Genomic DNA, 17,250 nt, shown 5'->3' on the forward strand with positions numbered 1-17,250 from the left:
GGTCTACGTGGCGCCACCTCTCATCCTGCATCCTGAAGCCTTACCCATCGTCTCGACGGGGGAAGGGGAGCCGGTGCCGGCAGAGCGGTTGACCCCCTCGGCGTTACGCGACCGTCTTGCCCGACCGCCAATCTGGACGCCCGAGTCGGGTGTCGGCGATCTGGTGCCCCCCACGATGTTCACGCCAAGAGCCGCGGCAGTGCTGGTGCCATTGGTAATGCACCCGCACGGCACCACCGTGTTGCTCACGAAGCGCACGCAGCATTTGAGTACGCACGCCGGCCAAGTCAGTTTTCCGGGCGGGAGCCGCGAACCGGACGATCCGACGCCGATTGCGACCGCGTTGCGCGAATCGCGCGAGGAAATCGGGCTGGACGCCGGTGCCGTCGAGGTCATCGGCAGCTTGCCGGATTATGTGACGGGTACGGGATTTCGCGTCGCGCCGGTCGTCGGCCTGGTCAAGCCGCCATTCGATCTGGTCGCAGATACGGGCGAGGTGGACGAAATCTTCGAAGTGCCGCTCGATTTCCTGATGAATCCTGCCCACCATCAGATTCGCGTCTTCAACTACCAGGTCGGCGAGCGTCGTTTTTATGCGATGCCCTATCCGAAGGCAGCAGGCGGCGAGTATTTCATCTGGGGCGCGACGGCGGGTATGCTCAGAAATTTCTATCGACTTCTGCGGGCCTAACTACGGACCCACCCGCGGACCCACCTGCGGACCTGACTGCGGGCGTCGTGCGAAAGTCGATTCGATTCTGCAGATTGCCTGCTTGAATTGACAGGCAAGTGCGTCGCGAAGGCACGCGGGGCGGGCATTTGCGAGAAGCTGTGCTATCGTTACACCATTCCGTCCGGTGATCTGATCGCACGCATGACATTCTTCTCGGTACTCCTCGCGCTGATCTTTGAGCAGGTGCGTGCCCTCTCCACGCAAAACCCGATCTACAACCTGATCCGCTCTCATGCGACCCATACCTCGCAGTCGTTCGACGCTGGGCAGCCACGCCATGGTGTCCTCGCGTGGCTGGTCGTCGTAGTGCCATTCGTCCTGGTTGTCGGCGTCGTCTATTACCTGCTCATGCGGGTCAATATTTTCCTTGGCTTCGCCTGGAACGTGCTCATCGTCTACCTGACGATGGGGTTTCGGCAGTTCAGCCACTATTTCACCGATATCCATGTCGCGTTGAATAACGACAACGTCAACGAAGCGCGCGAAATTTTGCGTCAATGGATTGGCATCGACACCGTCGATATGCCGGTGGACGAGATTGTGCGTCACACGCTGCTGCATGCTGTGATTGCCTCGCATCGTCACGTGTTCGGTGTGTTTTTCTGGTTCCTGATGCCTGTGGGCCCGGCCGGAGCGGTGCTGTATCGTCTCGCCGAATATCTCTCGCGCCGCTGGACGGAAGCGGCACCCGACCGTAGCCCGGCCTTCGGTGCGTTTGCGCGCAAGGCGTTCTATGTGATCGACTGGGTGCCGGCGCGTCTGACGGCCATCGGCTTCGCGATTGTCGGTAACTTCGAGGATGCCATCTACGCGTGGCGTCACTATGCCAAGCAGTGGCCGAACGAGAACGAAGGCATTTTGCTGGCGGCAGGTAGCGGTGCGCTCGGCGCACGATTGACTGGCCCGCTCGCGGAGGTCTCCAGTGTCGATGCACTCAACCAGGGGGATGACGCCGTTCTGCCGGTCGGCGGCGAATGCACGCCGCGGACCTTGCAGGCGGCCGTTGGACTGGTCTGGCGAGCCGTGTTGCTGTGGATGCTGTTGTTGCTTCTGCTGACGCTCGCAGTATGGCTGGGCTGATTGCGGCGATTGCGCTGACGGTTGGGCGCGAATCGCGATAGCGCAAAAGAAAACCCCGCAAAGACGGGGTTTTTTGTTGCTGCGAGGACGACGTGCGTCGGCACGCCGTCCTAATAGGGGATCTGCTGCTCCGACTCGTGAACGAGTTGCGCATAGAGCGCGTGACGCTGACGAGAAATGCGCCCGTGCTCCACGGCTTCGAGAATCGCACAGCCCGGTTCTTTCAAGTGATGGCAGTTGTAGAACCGGCACCCGGTGAGCAGCGGACGAAACTCGGGAAATGCACGTTCAAGCGCCCCTTCCTTCAGGTGATGCAACCCAAACTCCTGAAACCCCGGCGAGTCGATCAGTAATCCGCCTTCGGGTAGATGGAAGATCCGCGTGAACGTCGTCGTGTGCTTACCCGAGTTCAACACCGTGGAGATTTCGCGCGTCGCAGCGTCTGCATTGGGGACGACGAGGTTCACCAGACTCGACTTCCCCATGCCGGACTGGCCGAGCAGCAACGACGACTGATGGGCCAGCCGTGGCAAGAGTAGCGCGGTAGCGGCGTCGGGGGCAGCGCGAACGGAGAGTTCGAGCACTTCGTAGCCAAGCGCGCGATACGGCGCAAGACGTTCCCGCGCGGCGGGCAGTGCCGCCGTGACGTCGGTCTTGTTCAGCACGATAAGCGGACGCAATTCGTTCGCCTCGGCCGCCACGAGCGCGCGCCCGAGCAGGTCTTCGCTGAAATAGGGCTCCGTCGCCAGCATGATCACCAACTGGTCGATGTTGGCCGCAAACAACTTGCTTTTGAACTGGTCCGAGCGGTAGAGCAGATTGCGACGCGGCAGAATCTCCTCGATGACACCTTGATCGCCCGTGCGCGCCCACGCCACCTCATCACCGACGGCGATCTCGCTCTTCTTGCCGCGCGGGAAACACAGCACCGTTTCCCCATCGTCGGCTTCGACAACGTAGTGGCGGCCGTGCGCTGCGGCAACACGGCCGTGGCGTCGTTCCTGCGTCGTCGTCTCGATGGGCGCAGCCTTACCTTTCACGCCGCGCTTCATGCATGCCCCAGCAAACGGTCGATGCGTTGCGACGCCGGAGGATGCGAGTAGTAAAACGCTGTGTAGACGGGGTCTGGCGTGAGCGTCGATGCGTTGTCCTGATACAGCTTCACGAGGGCATTGACCAGATCGCCTGCTTGCGTTTGGCTCGCGGCGAAGGCGTCCGCCTCGAACTCATGCTTGCGCGACGTCAGGCTGTTCAGCGGACTGGCAAAGAATCCGAATACAGGCAACACAAGGAAAAACAGCACAAGCGCGAGCGCATTGTTGCTGCCGGTCATCGACGGCATGACGCCCAGTTCGGTGTAGAACCATGTGCGTCCGATCAGCCAGCCGAGTAGCGCCAGGAAGGCAAGCGACAACGCGAAAGCGACGACCAGGCGCTTGGTGATGTGACGACGCTTGAAGTGCCCCAGTTCGTGCGCGAGGACGGCTTCGATTTCGGCGGGCGAGAGACGCTCGATCAGCGTGTCGAAGAAAACGATGCGCTTGGCGCGGCCAAAGCCGCTGAAATAGGCGTTGCCGTGCGCGGAACGCTTCGAGCCGTCCATCACAAAAAGACCGCGTGCAGCAAAACCGCAGCGCTGCATCAGCCCTTCGATACGTTGAGCCAGTGAGGCATCGGACAGCGGTTCGAATTTATTGAATATCGGCGCGATCACGTGAGGGAAGATGAACTGGACGAACAAATTGAACGCAACCCAGACAACCCACGTGTACAGCCACCACAAGGGGCCGGCGCGGTCCATCAGCCACAGCACCACGAACAGTAGCGGCAATCCCAGCGCCACACCCACAGCGGTGCCCTTGACCATATCCGCAATGAACAGCCCGAGCGACATACGGTTGAAGCCGAAACGTTGCTCGATGACGAATTGACGAATGTAGGTGAAGGGCAGGTCGACGATGCCCGAGATGAGCAGCACGGCCGCGATCAGGGCGATTTGACCGACGTAGCCTTCGCCAAGCCATTCGGAGATGCCGATGTGCAGCAGATTCAGTCCGCCGAGCAATGTAAAGGCGACCAGCAGCACCGCCTGCGCGAAGATCTCCGCCATGCCGAGGCGCGTGCGGGCGACGGTGTAATCGGCCGCACGCTGATGATCGGTCAGCGTGATCGTATCGGCGAAGCGCTCGGGGACGGCGGCCCGATGCGCGACCACGTAGCGGACTTGCCGGGCCGCCAGCCAGAGCTTGGTCATGACCATCGCCAGCAGGAAGATCACGAAGAGATAAGTGAACATGCGCTTAAGAAGAATCTGAAGTATGCGAGAATTATAAGTTCTTTCGACCGGCGGGGCGCCGTGCCGGTCGCCATCCGATGCGATTTCCAGAGTCTTCCGATCATGTCCTCCATTCCATCCCAAAATCCCACGCCTGCCGACGCGGAGAAGACGCTCGCGCGCGCCGAATTCAATTTGGTCTGGCTCGACATGGAAATGACCGGTTTGCAGCCTGATAGCGACCGCATTATCGAAGTGGCGGTCGTTGTCACCGACTCGGCGCTGACGCGTCGTATCGAGGGCCCGGTCTTCGCCATCCACCAATCGGACGCCGTGCTCGACGGCATGGACGACTGGAACAAGTCGACCCATGGCCGCTCGGGACTGATCGATCGTGTGAAGGCATCACCTGTGGACGAGGCGTCCGCCGAGACGCAACTGATCGAGTTTCTGAATCAGTATGTGCCGCCGAACAAGTCGCCGATGTGCGGCAATTCGATTTGCCAGGATCGTCGTTTCATGGCGCGCTACATGCCCAAGCTCGAAGCGTTTTTCCACTACCGGAATCTGGACGTCAGCACGCTCAAGGAACTGTGCCGCCGCTGGGAGCCCTCGGTGTACAAGGGCTTCACCAAGCGTGCCGCGCATACGGCGCTGGCGGACATTCACGAGTCGATCGACGAACTCGTGTACTACCGCGAGCACTTCCTGAAGACGTCGGTGCCCGGCGCTTCGGCCTGATTGGTGCAGTATCCAGACACAAACGCCAGCGAATTCGCTGGCGTTTTGTTTTGACTCGCAGAAAGAAGGGGGAGGTCGCTCTGGCAGATTCCGCCGATCAAGCGGATTTCGGCGCTCGAATCGCGTTCTTGGGGCGGAAAGCCTTGCAGACGGATTCGTTCGTCTCGATGTACGGACCGCCGATCAGATCGATGCAGTAGGGCACGGCTGCAAAGATGCCGGGGACGATCGACTTGCCATCGGCGTCGCGCAGACCTTCGAGCGTTTCCTTGATCGACTTCGGCTGACCAGGGAGATTGACGATGAGCGCGGCACGATCCGCCGTCTCACGAATCACGGCCACCTGACGGGACAGAATCGCCGTCGGCACAAAGCGCAGGCTGATCTGACGCATCTGTTCGCCGAATCCCGGCATTTCTTTGGTGCCCGCGCGCAACGTCGCTTCCGGCGTGACGTCGCGTCGCGCCGGACCCGTCCCTCCGGTGGTGAGCACCAGATCGCACTGCATCGTGTCGACGAGCTCGATCAACGTGGCGGTGATGCCCTCGGCATCGTCGGGGATCAGGCGTGTCTCGGTCACCCAGGGCGAGGTGAGCGCGCTGCCCAGCCAAGCCTGAAGGGCCGGAATGCCCTGATCCTCATACGTGCCCTGGCTCGCCCGATCGCTAATCGAGACGAGACCTACGCGAAGTTCGTCCGGATGTGAGCGGGCGACCATCAATAATCCTCACGGGTTGGGAATTCCGGCAGATCGTTTTCGGCATCGTCCGAAGTTTCGGCCGCAGTCGATCCCGTGCCGAGCAGATCCTTGAGGACCTGGAACAGTTCGCGGAAGGCCTTAGGCGGTTTTTGCGCTGCCTGTTCACGGCGCGCATTGCGAATGAGCGTGCGAAGCTGCTGGCCATCGGCATCCGGGTGCTGGGTAAGCAGCTCGGTCAGTGCCTCGTCCTTGGCCAGCAAGCGTTCGCGCCAGCGTTCCAGGGCGTGCAGTTTGGCCGTTTCCGCCTTCGAGACGCCCTTGATCACGTCGAGCGCGCGTTGAATGGCCTCGATTTCCTGCTCATCGAGCGTGCGCATTTGCTTGCCCACGTACTGCATTTGACGGCGTCGGCCTTCGTGGGCGGTGATCGTGCGGCAGTCCCGGACGGCGCGTCCGAGGTTTTCGGGCATCGGCACGCGCGCGAGCGCGTCCTTGGCCAGGTTGACCAGTTCTTCACCCAGATCCTGCAGGGCATGCGACTCGCGCTTGCGCTGGGATTTGCTCGGGCCTTCGTCGGAAAGCTCGCTGTGGGCGATACGGTTAAAGCGATGAATGTGCGTCATAGGCGCTATTGTAACGCGACGCGCGGCGTCCAAATAGTTGCCGGACCTCTGCACGACGGCGTGCAACTCGCGCTAAGATGGCGATTCCTATTTAGCCACTGACCCAATCGCGCCGATGTCCCAAGCGACCCAGCACTTCACGCATACCCAGGATCAACTCAAGGAAATCGTCAGCGACGTGTTGCAGTACGCCCGTTCGCTCGGCGCAACGGACGCTGCGGCGGAGATCTCCGAGGGCGACGGTCTGTCGGTCTCGGTGCGGCGCGGCAAGGTCGAAACCATCGAACGCAATCGCGACAAGCTGGTCGGCGTGACGGTTTTCATCGGCCAGCGCCGTGGTAACGCGAGCACGTCCGATTTCTCCCGCAAGGCGCTGCACGACACGGTCGATGCGGCCTACAACATCGCCCGTTTCACGGCGGAAGACGACTGCGCGGGGCTTGCGGAGTCCGAACTGCTTGAAATGCATCCGCAGGAACTGTCGCTCTTCCATCCGTGGGATATCACCGCCGACGAAGCGGTCGAGCTGGCCCGGCGCGCCGAGAAAGCGGCGCTCGACGTCAGCCCGTTGATCAAGAATTCCGAGGGCGCGGGTGTTTCCGCCCAGCATTCCCAATTCCTGCTCGGTACGACCCGCGGTTTCCTCGCCGGCTACCCGTATTCGCGCCATTACCTGTCCGTTTCGCCTATCGCGGGTTCGGGCAGCCATATGCAGCGCGACGACTGGTATTCGTCGAAGCGCGCGGCCGGCGACCTGGCGTCGCCCGAGGCCGTCGGCCAATACGCGGCTGAGCGCGCACTGGCGCGCCTGCACGCTCGCAAGCTGTCGACGCGCAAGTGCGCGGTGCTGTTCGAAGCGCCGCTGGCGGCCGGGCTGCTCGGCGCATTCGTGCAAGGCGTCAGTGGCGGTGCGCTGTATCGCAAGGCGACGTTCCTCGTCGACACGTTGGGTAAGCCGGTGTTTGCCGATCACGTCGGTATCCATGAAGACCCGCACGTCCCGCGCGCCATGGGCAGCGCGCCGTACGACGAAGAGGGCGTCAAAACGCGTGCTCGCGACGTAGTCAGCGACGGCGTGGTGCAAGGCTACTTTCTGTCGACCTATTCGGCCCGAAAGCTCGGCATGCAGACGACGGGTAACGCAGGCGGGTCGCATAACCTGCGCATGTACAGCAAGCTCACGGCGCCGACGGACGACTTCCGCGCCATGCTGCGCAAGCTCGGCACCGGCCTGCTGGTGACCGAACTGATGGGGCAGGGCGTGAACTACGTGACGGGCGACTATTCGCGCGGCGCCTCCGGTTTCTGGGTCGAGAACGGGGAGATTCAGTACCCGGTCGAGGAAATTACGCTCGCAGGCAACCTGAACGACATGTTCCGACAGATCGTAGCCATCGGCGCGGACACGCTGGTGCGCGGCACGAAGGAGGTCGGGTCAATCCTGATTGAACAAATGACCATCGCCGGTCATTGATGCTGCCAAAATCCGTTATGGCGCCACAAACGCGTTGCATTTGTGCGCCATTGCGGGGTAAATGCTCAATTATCGTGTCCGTCGCAAGCCGTTTGCGATATCCTTAGGGGTTTTCTTAAGCCGTGGCTTAAGAACGGACACGGTAGTTAGGGTAATGGGCGCGCTCATAAGGCGCGCCTTCTCATAACTAGAGACTAGGTATTGGAGGAAGAGGACTCATGAAAAGCACCATGACCAAGTTGCTGAGCGCACTTGTCGCGACGGGGATGGTGGCTGCGGCCCACGCAGCCGATCTGAAGATCGGTGTGGCCGAAGCACTGTCGGGTGGCGCTGCGCAATACGGCGCGGCCATCAAGAACGGTTTCCAGCTTGCCGCTGACGAAATCAATGCCGCAGGTGGCATCAACGGCAACAAGCTCGTGCTTCAGATCGAAGACGAGCAGGGCAAAAAGGAAGAGGCGATCAACGTCTTCAAGAAGCTGATCTTCCAGGACAAGGTGCTCATGGTCTTCGGCCCGACGCTGTCGAACTCGGCGCAGGCAGCCGATCCGATCGCGCAAGCCGGCAAGACGGTTGCGTTCGGTACCTCCAACACGGCTGACGGCATTACCTCCATCGGCGATTTCATCTTCCGCAATTCGGTGACCGAAGCCGACGTGCTGCCGGAGACCATCAAGGTCGCGGCCAAGCACACGGGCATCAAGAAGGTTGCCGTGCTGTACGGTAACGACGATGTCTTTACCAAGAGCGGTTACGACAACTTCAAGAAGGCGCTCGAAGACCTGAAGATCCCGGTCACGACGACCGAAACGTTCGCCAAGGGCGACGTGGACTTCAAGGCTCAGCTCACGAAGATCAAGGCCTCGAACCCGGACGCCATCGTGCTGTCGGCGCTGATCGCCGAAGGCGCGCCGATCATGGTGCAAGCCCGTCAATTGGGTATCAATGTACCGTTCATCGGCGGCAACGGCATGAACTCGGTCAAGATCTTCGATCTGGCCAAGGGCAGCTCGGATGGCCTGTGGGTGGGTAGCCCGTGGTCGATCGAGAACAACACGCCGGCCAACACGAAGTTCATCGCTGCCTACAAGGCGAAGTACAACGTGGCACCGGATCAGTTCGCCGCACAGTCGTACGACGCGATGTACATCGCTGCCGGCGCGATCAAGAACGTGAAGATCTCCGGCAACCTCGACGCAGACCGTAAGGCACTGCGCGATGCGCTGCCGAAGGTCACGCATGATGGCGCAACCGGCAAGTTCGCGTTCCGTCAGGCAACGGGCAAGGGCGGCAAGCCGGCTGGCTACGATGCACAACAAGCGCCGATCGTCAGCGTGACGAAGGGCGGCAAGTACGTCATCGAGAAGTAAGCCCGGCAGTACTTGAAGAAGTCCGCATGGGCGTAGGGCCGAAAGGCGCTACGCCCATCGGCGTTTCTGGTACACGTCGCCCCCCCTCGCGACGCGTGCCTCCGTCCCTCAGGCTGGAATACACACCATGCTGGAACAGCAACTCGTCAACGCGCTCTCCCTCGGGTGCGTGTACGCCTTGTTCGCGCTCGGGTTCACCCTCGTGTTCGGCATCCTCGGCGTTATCAATCTCTCGCACGGCGCGGTCTTCATGGTCGGCGCCTACGCGGCGCTGCAAGCCGTCGTGCATCTGCATCTGCCGCTGTGGGCGGCCATTGTGACGGCCGTGATCGTGTCGGGCCTGCTCGGCCTGGTCATCGACGTGCTCGTGCTCAAACCGCTGCGCAAGCGCGGTGCGCCTCACCTGATTCCGATGATTGCCACCATTGGCGTGGGCATTTTGCTCAACAACGGAGTGCAGGGCATCTTCGGCGCAGAGAACCTGCGCTTCCCGTACGACGTCGTCTCGCAGGACACCCTGACCGTGGCGGGCGTCCACATGACGGTGCTCGAACTTGCGATCATCTTCATCTCGTTCGCGCTGATGGCCGTGCTCATCACCACGATCAAGAAGACGCAGCTCGGACGTGCGCTACGCGCGATCGCCGAGTCGCCCAAGGCGGCGTACCTGCTCGGCATCAACGTCGAAGGGCTGTTCCTCGCCACGTCGTTCGCCGCAGCGGGGCTGGGCGGTATGGCCGGTGTGCTGATCGGCCTGTACTCCAACGCTGTGTTCCCGCTCATGGGGCAACCCATGCTGCACAAGGGCATTGCGGTGATCATTCTTGGCGGCATGGGCGATATTCGCGGCGCGATGATTGGCGGCTTGTTCCTCGGTTTTGCCGAAGTGTTGTCGGTGGCTTACATCGGCTCGAACATGCGCGACGCCGTGGCGTTCGGCCTCTTGTTCCTGATCCTGCTGGTGCGTCCGCAGGGGTTGTTCGGCAAAGTGCTCGAACGCAAAGCGTAATCACGGGGGCGCAATGGACTGGTTCAATAATTTCTGGGCGGTATATAGCAATCTGGTGCTGACTCTCGGCACCAATGCGCTGCTGGCCCTGTCGATTTATCTCACGCTGTCGTGCGGCATGCTGGCGATGGCCAACGCCGCGTTCATGGGAATCGGAGCGTACACCGCAGCCTTGCTGACGATGAACTACGAGACGCCGTTTGCGGTGTCGTTGGCGGGCGGCATGGCCGCACCTGCGCTGGTTGCATTCATCATCGGCAAGCCGACGCTGCGTCTGTCGGGTGTGTATCTGGCGATGGCGACGCTCGGTTTCGGCGAAGTCGTGCGTGTGCTCATCCTCAACACGGAAGATCTGACGGGCGGTGCGCTCGGTCTGAACGGCATTCCGCAACTCACGCAGTGGTGGCATGTGGCCGGCGCGGTGGTGATCGCGCTTGCCGTGCTGTGGCGTCTGCGTCGCTCCAAGGTTGGCCGTGCGTTCGAGGCAATCAAGGAAGACGAGACGGCCGCAGGGCTGATGGGCATCAACGTGACGGGTTACAAGATGCTGGCGTTCGTGCTCGGCGCGGTGCTGGCCGGTCTTGCCGGTGCCCTCAATGCGCATCTGACGTTCTTCATCGGACCGAACGAATTCGGGTTCGATCGCGGCGTCGAGATTCTGACGATGGCGATCCTCGGCGGCATCAATGGCCTTGTGGGGCCGGTGCTCGGCAGCACGATTCTGACGCTTCTGCCCGAACTGCTGCGCGCATTCAACGACTTCCGTCTGGTGGTCAACGGCCTGATTCTGGTGCTGATCGTGTTGTTCCTGCCCAAGGGCATCTGGGATCCGGTGCGTTTTCGCCGTTGGTTCCGTGCCGGCAAGACGCGTTCGGCGTCTTCCACGTAAGCGGACGGGGAACACGACATGCTTAAGCTTTCCAATATTTCCAAGCGATTCGGCGGTCTGCACGTGCTGCAGGACGTCAATATCGAGGTGCCGCAGGGCACCATCTTCGGCCTGATCGGCCCGAACGGTGCGGGCAAGACGACTGTCTTCAACCTGATCACGGGCTTGTTGCAGCCTACCGGCGGCAGCATCACGTTCAACGGTGAGAGTCTGGTCGGCGAAAAGCCGCACCGGATCACGCAGCGTGGTATTGCCCGCACGTTCCAGAACATCCGCATCTTCAAAGAGATGACGCTGATCGAGAACGTGGTGGTCGGCATGCACCGTCACCTCTCGTATGGTCCGGCGGGCTTGCTGCTCTCGTTGCCGGGCTTCCGCGACATGGAGAAGCGCTCTCGCGAGCGTGCCCATGAACTGCTGTCGTGGGTCAAGCTCGACCACAAGGCGTACGACATTGCCGACAATCTTTCGTACGGCGATCAGCGCAAGCTCGAACTGGCGCGAGCGCTGGCGACCGAGCCCAAGCTGCTGCTGCTCGACGAACCGGTTGCGGGCATGAACACCGGCGAGAAAGTCGATCTCATGAGCGAGATCGAGAACATCAAGGCACGCGGTTACACGATCTTCATGATCGAGCACGACATGCGTTTCGTGATGGGCTTGTGCGAGCGTATCGCGGTGCTGAACTTCGGACGCATCATCGCCGAAGGCAAGCCGGACGAGATCAAGAACAACCCGCAGGTTATCGAAGCCTATCTGGGCCGCGATGACGACGACGATGCGGCTGCGTTGGCGGCTGGCGCGGAGGACAAGGCATGAGCGCGCTGCTCGAAGTGAAGGGTCTGAAAGTGGCCTATGGGCATATCGAGGCTGTGAAGGGCGTCGATTTTGCGTTGCGCGAGCATGAAATCACCTCGCTTGTTGGGGCGAACGGTGCGGGTAAGTCCACCACGCTGCTGGCGCTATCCGGCCTCATCAAGAAGCAGGGCGGCACGATTCTCTTCGAAGGTGAGGACATTGGCGGGCTGGCACCCAACAAGATCGTGCAACGCGGGCTGGTGCAGGTGGCCGAGGGGCGTGCCACGCTCACGACGATGTCCGTTCGCGAGAACCTCGAACTTGGAGCCTATACGCGGCGCGACAAACAAAACGTGAAGCCCGATCTGGATAAGGTGCTGGAGCGTTTTCCGCGACTCGCCGAGCGCATCGATCAGATGGCCGGGAACCTGTCGGGCGGCGAGCAGCAGATGCTGGCGATCGGTCGTGCGTTGATGGCGCGCCCGAAGCTATTGCTGCTCGATGAACCGTCCATGGGCCTCGCGCCGATCATCGTCCAGGGGATTTTCGCTACGCTCAAAGAGATCAACGCTGACGGCCTGACCATCTTCCTGGTCGAGCAGAACGTGCGTCAGGCGCTGAAGATTGCGCAGCACGGCTATGTGCTGGAGACGGGCAAAGTTGTGCTCGACGACACCGGCCGGAATCTGCTGGGCAATCCGCGGGTGCTGGAGGCGTATCTGGGCGGCTGACGACCGCATAAGGCAAGTCTGAAGAATCTCGTCATGTTTAACGAGTTCGTCACGAAGAAGCAAAAGGCGCCGATGGATCTTTAACGATTCATCGGCGTTTTTTTGTGCCGTCACCCGCTTTGACTCAGCATGAGGGACAACTGCCGATTGAACAGCGATTCCGGAATGCTCGTGAAGTACCCGGCGGCCATCGCGGCCTCAATGAGCTGTGTGCGGTTGGTCACCTGGAATGCTCTGCGCAGGGCGTCGATGTGTGACTCGACGGTTCTCGGAGAGAGGGTTACATACCTATCCCCATCGAAGGTAAGGCATTCTTCGACGCGTTCACCTGCGGTGACACCTGTGTGCCCGATGAAATACTGCGCACGTTTTGCGAGGTGTTTCCATACTGTGCCTTGCGTACGATGTCCGTCGTACGTGGGGAACCGCAGAAATATTGGGGCCGTGGAGCGTAAATTGAGGCGCTTGCCTCGAGAAGAACAGGTCGCCCGGCGGGCCGCGCCGATGAATATGTCCATGATTCTCAGCCGTTGGCATGGGGCGGAATTTGGTGCATGCTTCCCGAATCTCCAGTCCTGATCTCTCGACGGATGCACCGGACCGGAGTGCGCCTTTCGAATATCACACCACGACAACGACCCGCGAGGGAGCAAGGGGCCTTCATGGACGGCTTTCTGATGGAGCGTGCATCGCGAGGGCAACGGGCGTTTGCTGGCTGTCTGGCGATCGCCATCCTCGCCGCCTTGATACTCGCGGCACCGCAAGCCACGGCTGTGCTACCCGCCGTCGCGCCGTTCCTGCCGATGTGCGGGCTAACGGTGTTCACGACGGCCACGATTGTGGCGTACTTGCTCTGCGGACAGTTCCACGTGACGCGTCTGCCCGTCTTCGGCTTGCTCGCAGGCGCTTACGCCTTCACGGCGCTCACCGTCGCCATGCAGTTGCTTACTTTTCCAGGCCTCTTCGCGCCGAGCGGGCTATTGGGCGCAAGGCCAACGACCTCCGGGTGGATCTGGGTCTTCTGGCACGCTGGTTTTCCTACGCTGGTCCTGATCGCCATGATCTCGCGACGGCTGTTCGCGCCCCAATCCATCACGCAATTGCCCTCACCGGGTAAGGGCATCGGCATCTACGTCGGCATGCCGCTTGCTGTGGGCGTCCTGCTTTGTCTGGTGGCATTGACCGTCCCGCTCCCGCCCGCGCTCTCGCCTGCCACGTCCCCCGGCGATTTCTCCAGCGGTGTCGTTGGTATCGTGCTGCTGGTGCTGAACCTCGTTGCGCTCGGGGCCGTGCTGGGCATCGGAAGGTTGCGCACGGTGCTCGACCTCTGGGTGGCGCTTGCTGTGCTCGCCTGTGTGACGGATACGGTACTTAGCCTGATGAGTACGGTTCGCTTCTCACTAGGTTGGTATCTCGCGCGCTTTTTCAGCATGTCGGCGCCGGGCCTGCTGGTCTGCGTGCTCGTGTGGGAAGTGACGCGGCTGTATCGCGAACTTACCCGGGCCCACCTGCGCCTCATCGAATACAGCAATCGTGACGCGCTGACCGGCATCTACAATCGCCGGTATTTCAACGACCGGTTTCCCAGCGATTACGAGCAGGCGCGCCGCGCGGGCCGACCGCTATCGCTGCTGATGATCGACGTCGACCATTTCAAGCGCTACAACGACGCCTACGGTCACCCGGTGGGCGACGAGTGTCTTGAGCACGTCGCGCTTGCGCTGATGCGGGCGACGCATCGGCCCGCCGATCTCGTCGCCCGCTACGGCGGCGAGGAGTTCGTTATCGTGCTGCCCGATACGGACGAGCGTGGCGCGCTGTTCGTGGCGACACGGGTCACGCAGAGCGTACGAGCGTTGGCGAAGCCCGGCCCGGGGCCGCAAGGCTATGTCACCGTCAGCGTCGGATGCGCAACCCACGTACCGCAGCAAGGGAACGCCGAAGACACGCCCGACCGGTTGATTGCGCTAGCGGACGATGCACTCTACGCAGCCAAGCGCCTTGGTCGCGACCGTGTTGAGGTGGCACAGGGAGTGCCGGCTGATAGTGAAGACGTTGGCGGCGCCGCCGCCGATGCGTCGCATGCCAACCTGAGTGCGTGAACTAGTGCGTGGGCAGGTGTCTGAGCCGATCGGCACAGACACCGGAGCGAGCTGCGTCAGACGCGCTCGTAGGTCACGATCGAATAGTCGAAATCGTTCGGGGCAGGGGAATGGTGCGTTTCGCGTGCCGTCTCACGCCATTGGGCGGCCGGGAGGTCGGGGAAATGCGCATCGCCCTCGAACGCTTTGGCGATCTCCGTCACGACGACCTTGTCGGCACTGGCAAGCGATTCGGCATAAAGCTGCGCACCGCCGATCAGACAAATTTCCTCCGCACCGACGCACAGCCGCATGGCGTCCACCAGCGAGCCAGCGACTTCGCAGCCGTCGATTTTCAGGTCGGGATTGCGAGAAACCACAATGTTGCGACGTCCGGGCAGCGGACGGCCGATCGAGTCGAACGTCTTGCGTCCCATGACGATGGGCTTGCCCAGCGTGGTGCGCTTGAAGTGCGCAAGGTCCTCAGGCAGACGCCACGGCAACTGATTGTCACGCCCGATCACGCCATTCTCGGCGCGGGCGACCACAAGCGTCAGAATCGTCATACGGCCACCGGCGCCTTGATGTGCGGATGCGCTTCGTATCCCGCGATATGGAAGTCCTCGAACTTGTAATCGAAGATCGAATCGGGCTTGCGCGCGATCTCCAGTTTCGGTAGCGGGAACGGCGTGCGCGCGAGCTGCGTCCGCACTTGTTCGAGGTGATTGTTATACAGATGGCAGTCGCCACCGGTCCAGACGAAGTCGCCCACATCCAGGCCCGTTTGCTGCGCCACCATGTGCGTCAACAATGCGTAGCTGGCGATGTTGAAAGGCACGCCGAGGAAGATGTCCGCACTACGCTGATAGAGCTGGCAGGACAACTTGCCGTCGGCAACGTAGAACTGGAAGAACGCATGGCACGGGGGCAGCGCCATACGTGGAATCTCGCCGACGTTCCATGCGGACACGATCAGGCGGCGCGAATCCGGTGTCGAGCGGATCTGGTCCACGATCTGCGTAATCTGGTCGATGTGACCGCCATCGGGTGTCGGCCACGAGCGCCATTGCGCGCCGTAGACGGGGCCGAGTTCACCCTCGGCATCCGCCCATTCGTTCCAGATGGAGACACCGTTTTCCTGCAAATAGCGCACGTTGGTGCTGCCTTGCAGGAACCACAACAGTTCGTGCACGATCGATTTGATGTGCACTTTTTTCGTGGTGACGAGCGGGAACCCTTCCTGCAGGTCGAAGCGCATCTGATAGCCGAACACCGAGCGCGTGCCCGTGCCCGTGCGGTCGGTCTTGTCTGTGCCATGTTCGAGTACATGGCGCATGAAGTCTAGGTACTGTTTCATAGGCCCATCCGTTTTGCGGGATTTTACCAGCCTCCGAGTGACGATGTGCTTGCCTGCCCTCAGGCGGTGGCGAATGCGACCGGATGCTGCACCGTCAGGCGCAGTCCGACACGCTCGCCGGTCTCGTGCGCCAGTTCGCCGTCGACGCGCGCGACCACTTCGATGCCGGACGCGAGACGCAGCGTGTACAACTGATCGGCCCCGCGAAATGCACGACGCACAAGTATGGCTTCGAATGGACTGGCAGGGTCGTGGGCAATGTCGTCTGCGCGAAGCAGTACATCGACACTCACGGGATAGGTATCGCGGGCGGCGCTTCGGATCAGCTTGTCGGCAAGCGTGGGCGAGACGGGGATTTCCCCGATTTCAAGCGAGATGCCCCCGCCATCGGCGTTGCCGCGGAAGGTGCCGGGAATGAGCGCGCCACGCCCGATAAAGTCTGCGACGACGCGATTGGCCGGGGACCGCCAGAGCTCACGTGCCGCAGACCACTGCGCGATGGCACCCGCGTGCATGACGCCGATGCGGTCGGCCATCGCGAAGGCTTCGTGCTGATCGTGCGTGACGAGAATCGCCGTCGCGCCGCTGGCACGAATGATCTCCCGAACCTCCACCGCCAGACGCTCGCGCAGGTCGAGATCGAGGTTTGAGAAAGGCTCGTCGAGGAGGAGCAACGCAGGCGCGGGCGCCAGCGCACGGGCAAGCGCGACGCGTTGTTGTTGCCCCCCGGACAGTTCATGCGGGTACTTCTTTAGCGTGCCCGCCAGACCGACCCGCTCGGCCAGCATCTCGACGCGAGCCTGGCGCTCCCCCCGCGCCATGCGGCTAATGCCAAAGCCGATGTTTTGCGCGACGTTCAGGTGCGGAAACAACGCGTAGTCCTGGAACACCACGCCGACATGACGCCGCTCAGGCGGCTCGCACAACTGTGCGTTGGCGACTTCGTGACCGTCAAGCACGATCCGCCCGCCTGCCAGCGGCTCGAAACCGCACACCGCACGAAGCACGGTCGTCTTCCCGCATCCCGATGGCCCCAGCAGGCAGCCGATCTCACCGCGGGCCAAGGACAGCGACAGATCGCGGACCGCAATATGCGTCTGGCCTGTGGTGTCGTAACTAACCGAGATGTGGTCGAGCAGCAGATAAGGCAGTGGCATTGGTGTCGGAACGAACGTAGGTCGGGGGATTGGGTCGCGGAGGAAATCAGGTGCGCGAACGGCGGCTTTACGCAAAGTGCGGGCACTTTCCGCGAGTGGCCGCGTCAGAGTCGCAGTTGCGAATGCGTATAATTTACAACGAAATTACAACGCTTTAGACCGGAGAATAACTCGCGGTTCCCTCAGGCAATACGTACTTTGAGTAATCTGGGGCTTGAGGACGACGGCCGAC

The 17,250-nt window shown here is 61.6% G+C and carries 18 protein-coding genes; 10 read left to right on the forward strand and 8 right to left on the reverse strand.

The window, feature by feature from the left end; translation table 11 throughout:
• Nucleotides 1-7 precede the first annotated feature (7 nt).
• Together MB84_RS08255 and MB84_RS08260 are read left to right on the forward strand one after the other, a co-directional pair.
• On the forward strand, nucleotides 8-691 hold the full coding sequence (locus MB84_RS08255) for a CoA pyrophosphatase (RefSeq protein WP_245725516.1): 684 nt from the start codon (nucleotides 8-10) through the stop codon (nucleotides 689-691).
• Between the two features lie 183 nt (nucleotides 692-874).
• Nucleotides 875-1,813 carry a CobD/CbiB family protein gene (locus MB84_RS08260; protein WP_046293564.1) on the forward strand — a complete coding sequence of 313 codons (939 nt, stop codon included), beginning with the start codon at nucleotides 875-877 and terminating at the stop codon, nucleotides 1,811-1,813.
• Between the two features lie 110 nt (nucleotides 1,814-1,923).
• Here MB84_RS08260 and rsgA read toward each other — a convergent pair whose 3' ends face one another.
• Nucleotides 1,924-2,865: a ribosome small subunit-dependent GTPase A gene (gene rsgA, locus MB84_RS08265; RefSeq protein WP_046291432.1), complete on the reverse strand. Its 942-nt coding sequence runs from the start codon at nucleotides 2,863-2,865 to the stop codon at nucleotides 1,924-1,926.
• Nucleotides 2,862-4,109, reverse strand: coding sequence for a M48 family metallopeptidase (locus MB84_RS08270; RefSeq protein ID WP_046291433.1), 1,248 nt, complete (start codon nucleotides 4,107-4,109; stop codon nucleotides 2,862-2,864). The genes rsgA and MB84_RS08270 overlap by 4 nt, the downstream gene beginning before the upstream one ends.
• 102 nt (nucleotides 4,110-4,211) lie before the next feature.
• Here MB84_RS08270 and orn point away from each other — a divergent pair, with 102 nt between their 5' ends.
• Complete coding sequence (gene orn, locus MB84_RS08275) at nucleotides 4,212-4,829, forward strand: oligoribonuclease (RefSeq protein ID WP_046293565.1); 618 nt, start codon at nucleotides 4,212-4,214, stop codon at nucleotides 4,827-4,829.
• A 97-nt stretch (nucleotides 4,830-4,926) separates the two neighbouring features.
• Here the strand turns inward: orn and mog are convergent, their stop codons facing one another.
• Both mog and yjgA read right to left on the reverse strand, forming a co-directional pair.
• Complete coding sequence (mog, locus tag MB84_RS08280; RefSeq protein ID WP_046291434.1) at nucleotides 4,927-5,547, reverse strand: molybdopterin adenylyltransferase; 621 nt, start codon at nucleotides 5,545-5,547, stop codon at nucleotides 4,927-4,929.
• The gene (yjgA, locus tag MB84_RS08285) at nucleotides 5,547-6,152 is read right to left on the reverse strand and encodes a ribosome biogenesis factor YjgA (RefSeq protein WP_046291435.1); all 606 of its coding nucleotides are present in this window, start codon (nucleotides 6,150-6,152) and stop codon (nucleotides 5,547-5,549) included. The genes mog and yjgA overlap by 1 nt, the downstream gene beginning before the upstream one ends.
• A gap of 115 nt (nucleotides 6,153-6,267) precedes the next feature.
• On the opposite strand from yjgA, the gene pmbA reads away from it, so the two are divergent.
• The 6 genes from pmbA to MB84_RS08315 all read left to right on the forward strand — a co-directional run bounded on the left by pmbA (nucleotide 6,268) and on the right by MB84_RS08315 (nucleotide 12,423).
• Complete coding sequence (gene pmbA / locus MB84_RS08290) at nucleotides 6,268-7,626, forward strand: metalloprotease PmbA (protein ID WP_157122664.1); 1,359 nt, start codon at nucleotides 6,268-6,270, stop codon at nucleotides 7,624-7,626.
• Between the two features lie 218 nt (nucleotides 7,627-7,844).
• The gene (locus MB84_RS08295) at nucleotides 7,845-8,996 is read left to right on the forward strand and encodes an ABC transporter substrate-binding protein (protein ID WP_046291437.1); all 1,152 of its coding nucleotides are present in this window, start codon (nucleotides 7,845-7,847) and stop codon (nucleotides 8,994-8,996) included.
• Between the two features lie 127 nt (nucleotides 8,997-9,123).
• Entirely contained in the window at nucleotides 9,124-10,005 is an 882-nt protein-coding gene (locus tag MB84_RS08300; RefSeq protein ID WP_046291438.1) for a branched-chain amino acid ABC transporter permease, read from the forward strand.
• A gap of 13 nt (nucleotides 10,006-10,018) precedes the next feature.
• Nucleotides 10,019-10,894: a branched-chain amino acid ABC transporter permease gene (locus MB84_RS08305; protein WP_046291439.1), complete on the forward strand. Its 876-nt coding sequence runs from the start codon at nucleotides 10,019-10,021 to the stop codon at nucleotides 10,892-10,894.
• An 18-nt stretch (nucleotides 10,895-10,912) separates the two neighbouring features.
• Complete coding sequence (locus MB84_RS08310; protein WP_046291440.1) at nucleotides 10,913-11,713, forward strand: ABC transporter ATP-binding protein; 801 nt, start codon at nucleotides 10,913-10,915, stop codon at nucleotides 11,711-11,713.
• Nucleotides 11,710-12,423: an ABC transporter ATP-binding protein gene (locus tag MB84_RS08315; RefSeq protein WP_046291441.1), complete on the forward strand. Its 714-nt coding sequence runs from the start codon at nucleotides 11,710-11,712 to the stop codon at nucleotides 12,421-12,423. The genes MB84_RS08310 and MB84_RS08315 overlap by 4 nt, the downstream gene beginning before the upstream one ends.
• 110 nt (nucleotides 12,424-12,533) lie before the next feature.
• Here the strand turns inward: MB84_RS08315 and MB84_RS08320 are convergent, their stop codons facing one another.
• Entirely contained in the window at nucleotides 12,534-12,941 is a 408-nt protein-coding gene (locus MB84_RS08320) for a helix-turn-helix domain-containing protein (protein ID WP_046291442.1), read from the reverse strand.
• Nucleotides 12,942-13,085: 144 nt separating this feature from the next.
• Here MB84_RS08320 and MB84_RS08325 point away from each other — a divergent pair, with 144 nt between their 5' ends.
• Complete coding sequence (locus tag MB84_RS08325; protein WP_046291443.1) at nucleotides 13,086-14,525, forward strand: sensor domain-containing diguanylate cyclase; 1,440 nt, start codon at nucleotides 13,086-13,088, stop codon at nucleotides 14,523-14,525.
• A gap of 56 nt (nucleotides 14,526-14,581) precedes the next feature.
• Here MB84_RS08325 and MB84_RS08330 read toward each other — a convergent pair whose 3' ends face one another.
• The 3 genes from MB84_RS08330 to MB84_RS08340 are packed head-to-tail and all read right to left on the reverse strand — an operon-like array spanning nucleotide 14,582 to nucleotide 17,018.
• Nucleotides 14,582-15,070 carry a dihydrofolate reductase gene (locus tag MB84_RS08330; RefSeq protein WP_046291444.1) on the reverse strand — a complete coding sequence of 163 codons (489 nt, stop codon included), beginning with the start codon at nucleotides 15,068-15,070 and terminating at the stop codon, nucleotides 14,582-14,584.
• Nucleotides 15,067-15,861, reverse strand: coding sequence for a thymidylate synthase (locus tag MB84_RS08335; RefSeq protein WP_046291445.1), 795 nt, complete (start codon nucleotides 15,859-15,861; stop codon nucleotides 15,067-15,069). Before MB84_RS08335 ends, MB84_RS08330 begins: the two co-directional genes overlap by 4 nt.
• Nucleotides 15,862-15,920: 59 nt before the next feature.
• Complete coding sequence (locus MB84_RS08340) at nucleotides 15,921-17,018, reverse strand: ABC transporter ATP-binding protein (protein WP_052653060.1); 1,098 nt, start codon at nucleotides 17,016-17,018, stop codon at nucleotides 15,921-15,923.
• Nucleotides 17,019-17,250: the final 232 nt, after the last annotated feature.

The sequence above is a fragment of the Pandoraea oxalativorans genome, assembly GCF_000972785.3.
GTDB lineage: Bacteria > Pseudomonadota > Gammaproteobacteria > Burkholderiales > Burkholderiaceae > Pandoraea > Pandoraea oxalativorans.

What these genes read in the sequence shown, in the direction of transcription:
- MB84_RS08330 (WP_046291444.1), bottom strand. Translation starts at nt 15,070, where the DNA reads ATGACGATTCTGACGCTTGTGGTCGCCCGCGCCGAGAATGGCGTGATC.
- MB84_RS08335 (WP_046291445.1), bottom strand. Translation starts at nt 15,861, where the DNA reads ATGAAACAGTACCTAGACTTCATGCGCCATGTACTCGAACATGGCACA.
- mog (WP_046291434.1), bottom strand. Translation starts at nt 5,547, where the DNA reads ATGGTCGCCCGCTCACATCCGGACGAACTTCGCGTAGGTCTCGTCTCG.
- orn (WP_046293565.1), top strand. Translation starts at nt 4,212, where the DNA reads ATGTCCTCCATTCCATCCCAAAATCCCACGCCTGCCGACGCGGAGAAG.
- pmbA (WP_157122664.1), top strand. Translation starts at nt 6,268, where the DNA reads ATGTCCCAAGCGACCCAGCACTTCACGCATACCCAGGATCAACTCAAG.
- yjgA (WP_046291435.1), bottom strand. Translation starts at nt 6,152, where the DNA reads ATGACGCACATTCATCGCTTTAACCGTATCGCCCACAGCGAGCTTTCC.
- MB84_RS08310 (WP_046291440.1), top strand. Translation starts at nt 10,913, where the DNA reads ATGCTTAAGCTTTCCAATATTTCCAAGCGATTCGGCGGTCTGCACGTG.
- MB84_RS08305 (WP_046291439.1), top strand. Translation starts at nt 10,019, where the DNA reads ATGGACTGGTTCAATAATTTCTGGGCGGTATATAGCAATCTGGTGCTG.
- MB84_RS08325 (WP_046291443.1), top strand. Translation starts at nt 13,086, where the DNA reads ATGGACGGCTTTCTGATGGAGCGTGCATCGCGAGGGCAACGGGCGTTT.
- MB84_RS08295 (WP_046291437.1), top strand. Translation starts at nt 7,845, where the DNA reads ATGAAAAGCACCATGACCAAGTTGCTGAGCGCACTTGTCGCGACGGGG.
- MB84_RS08320 (WP_046291442.1), bottom strand. Translation starts at nt 12,941, where the DNA reads ATGGACATATTCATCGGCGCGGCCCGCCGGGCGACCTGTTCTTCTCGA.
- MB84_RS08260 (WP_046293564.1), top strand. Translation starts at nt 875, where the DNA reads ATGACATTCTTCTCGGTACTCCTCGCGCTGATCTTTGAGCAGGTGCGT.
- MB84_RS08340 (WP_052653060.1), bottom strand. Translation starts at nt 17,018, where the DNA reads ATGCCACTGCCTTATCTGCTGCTCGACCACATCTCGGTTAGTTACGAC.
- MB84_RS08315 (WP_046291441.1), top strand. Translation starts at nt 11,710, where the DNA reads ATGAGCGCGCTGCTCGAAGTGAAGGGTCTGAAAGTGGCCTATGGGCAT.
- MB84_RS08300 (WP_046291438.1), top strand. Translation starts at nt 9,124, where the DNA reads ATGCTGGAACAGCAACTCGTCAACGCGCTCTCCCTCGGGTGCGTGTAC.
- rsgA (WP_046291432.1), bottom strand. Translation starts at nt 2,865, where the DNA reads ATGAAGCGCGGCGTGAAAGGTAAGGCTGCGCCCATCGAGACGACGACG.
- MB84_RS08270 (WP_046291433.1), bottom strand. Translation starts at nt 4,109, where the DNA reads ATGTTCACTTATCTCTTCGTGATCTTCCTGCTGGCGATGGTCATGACC.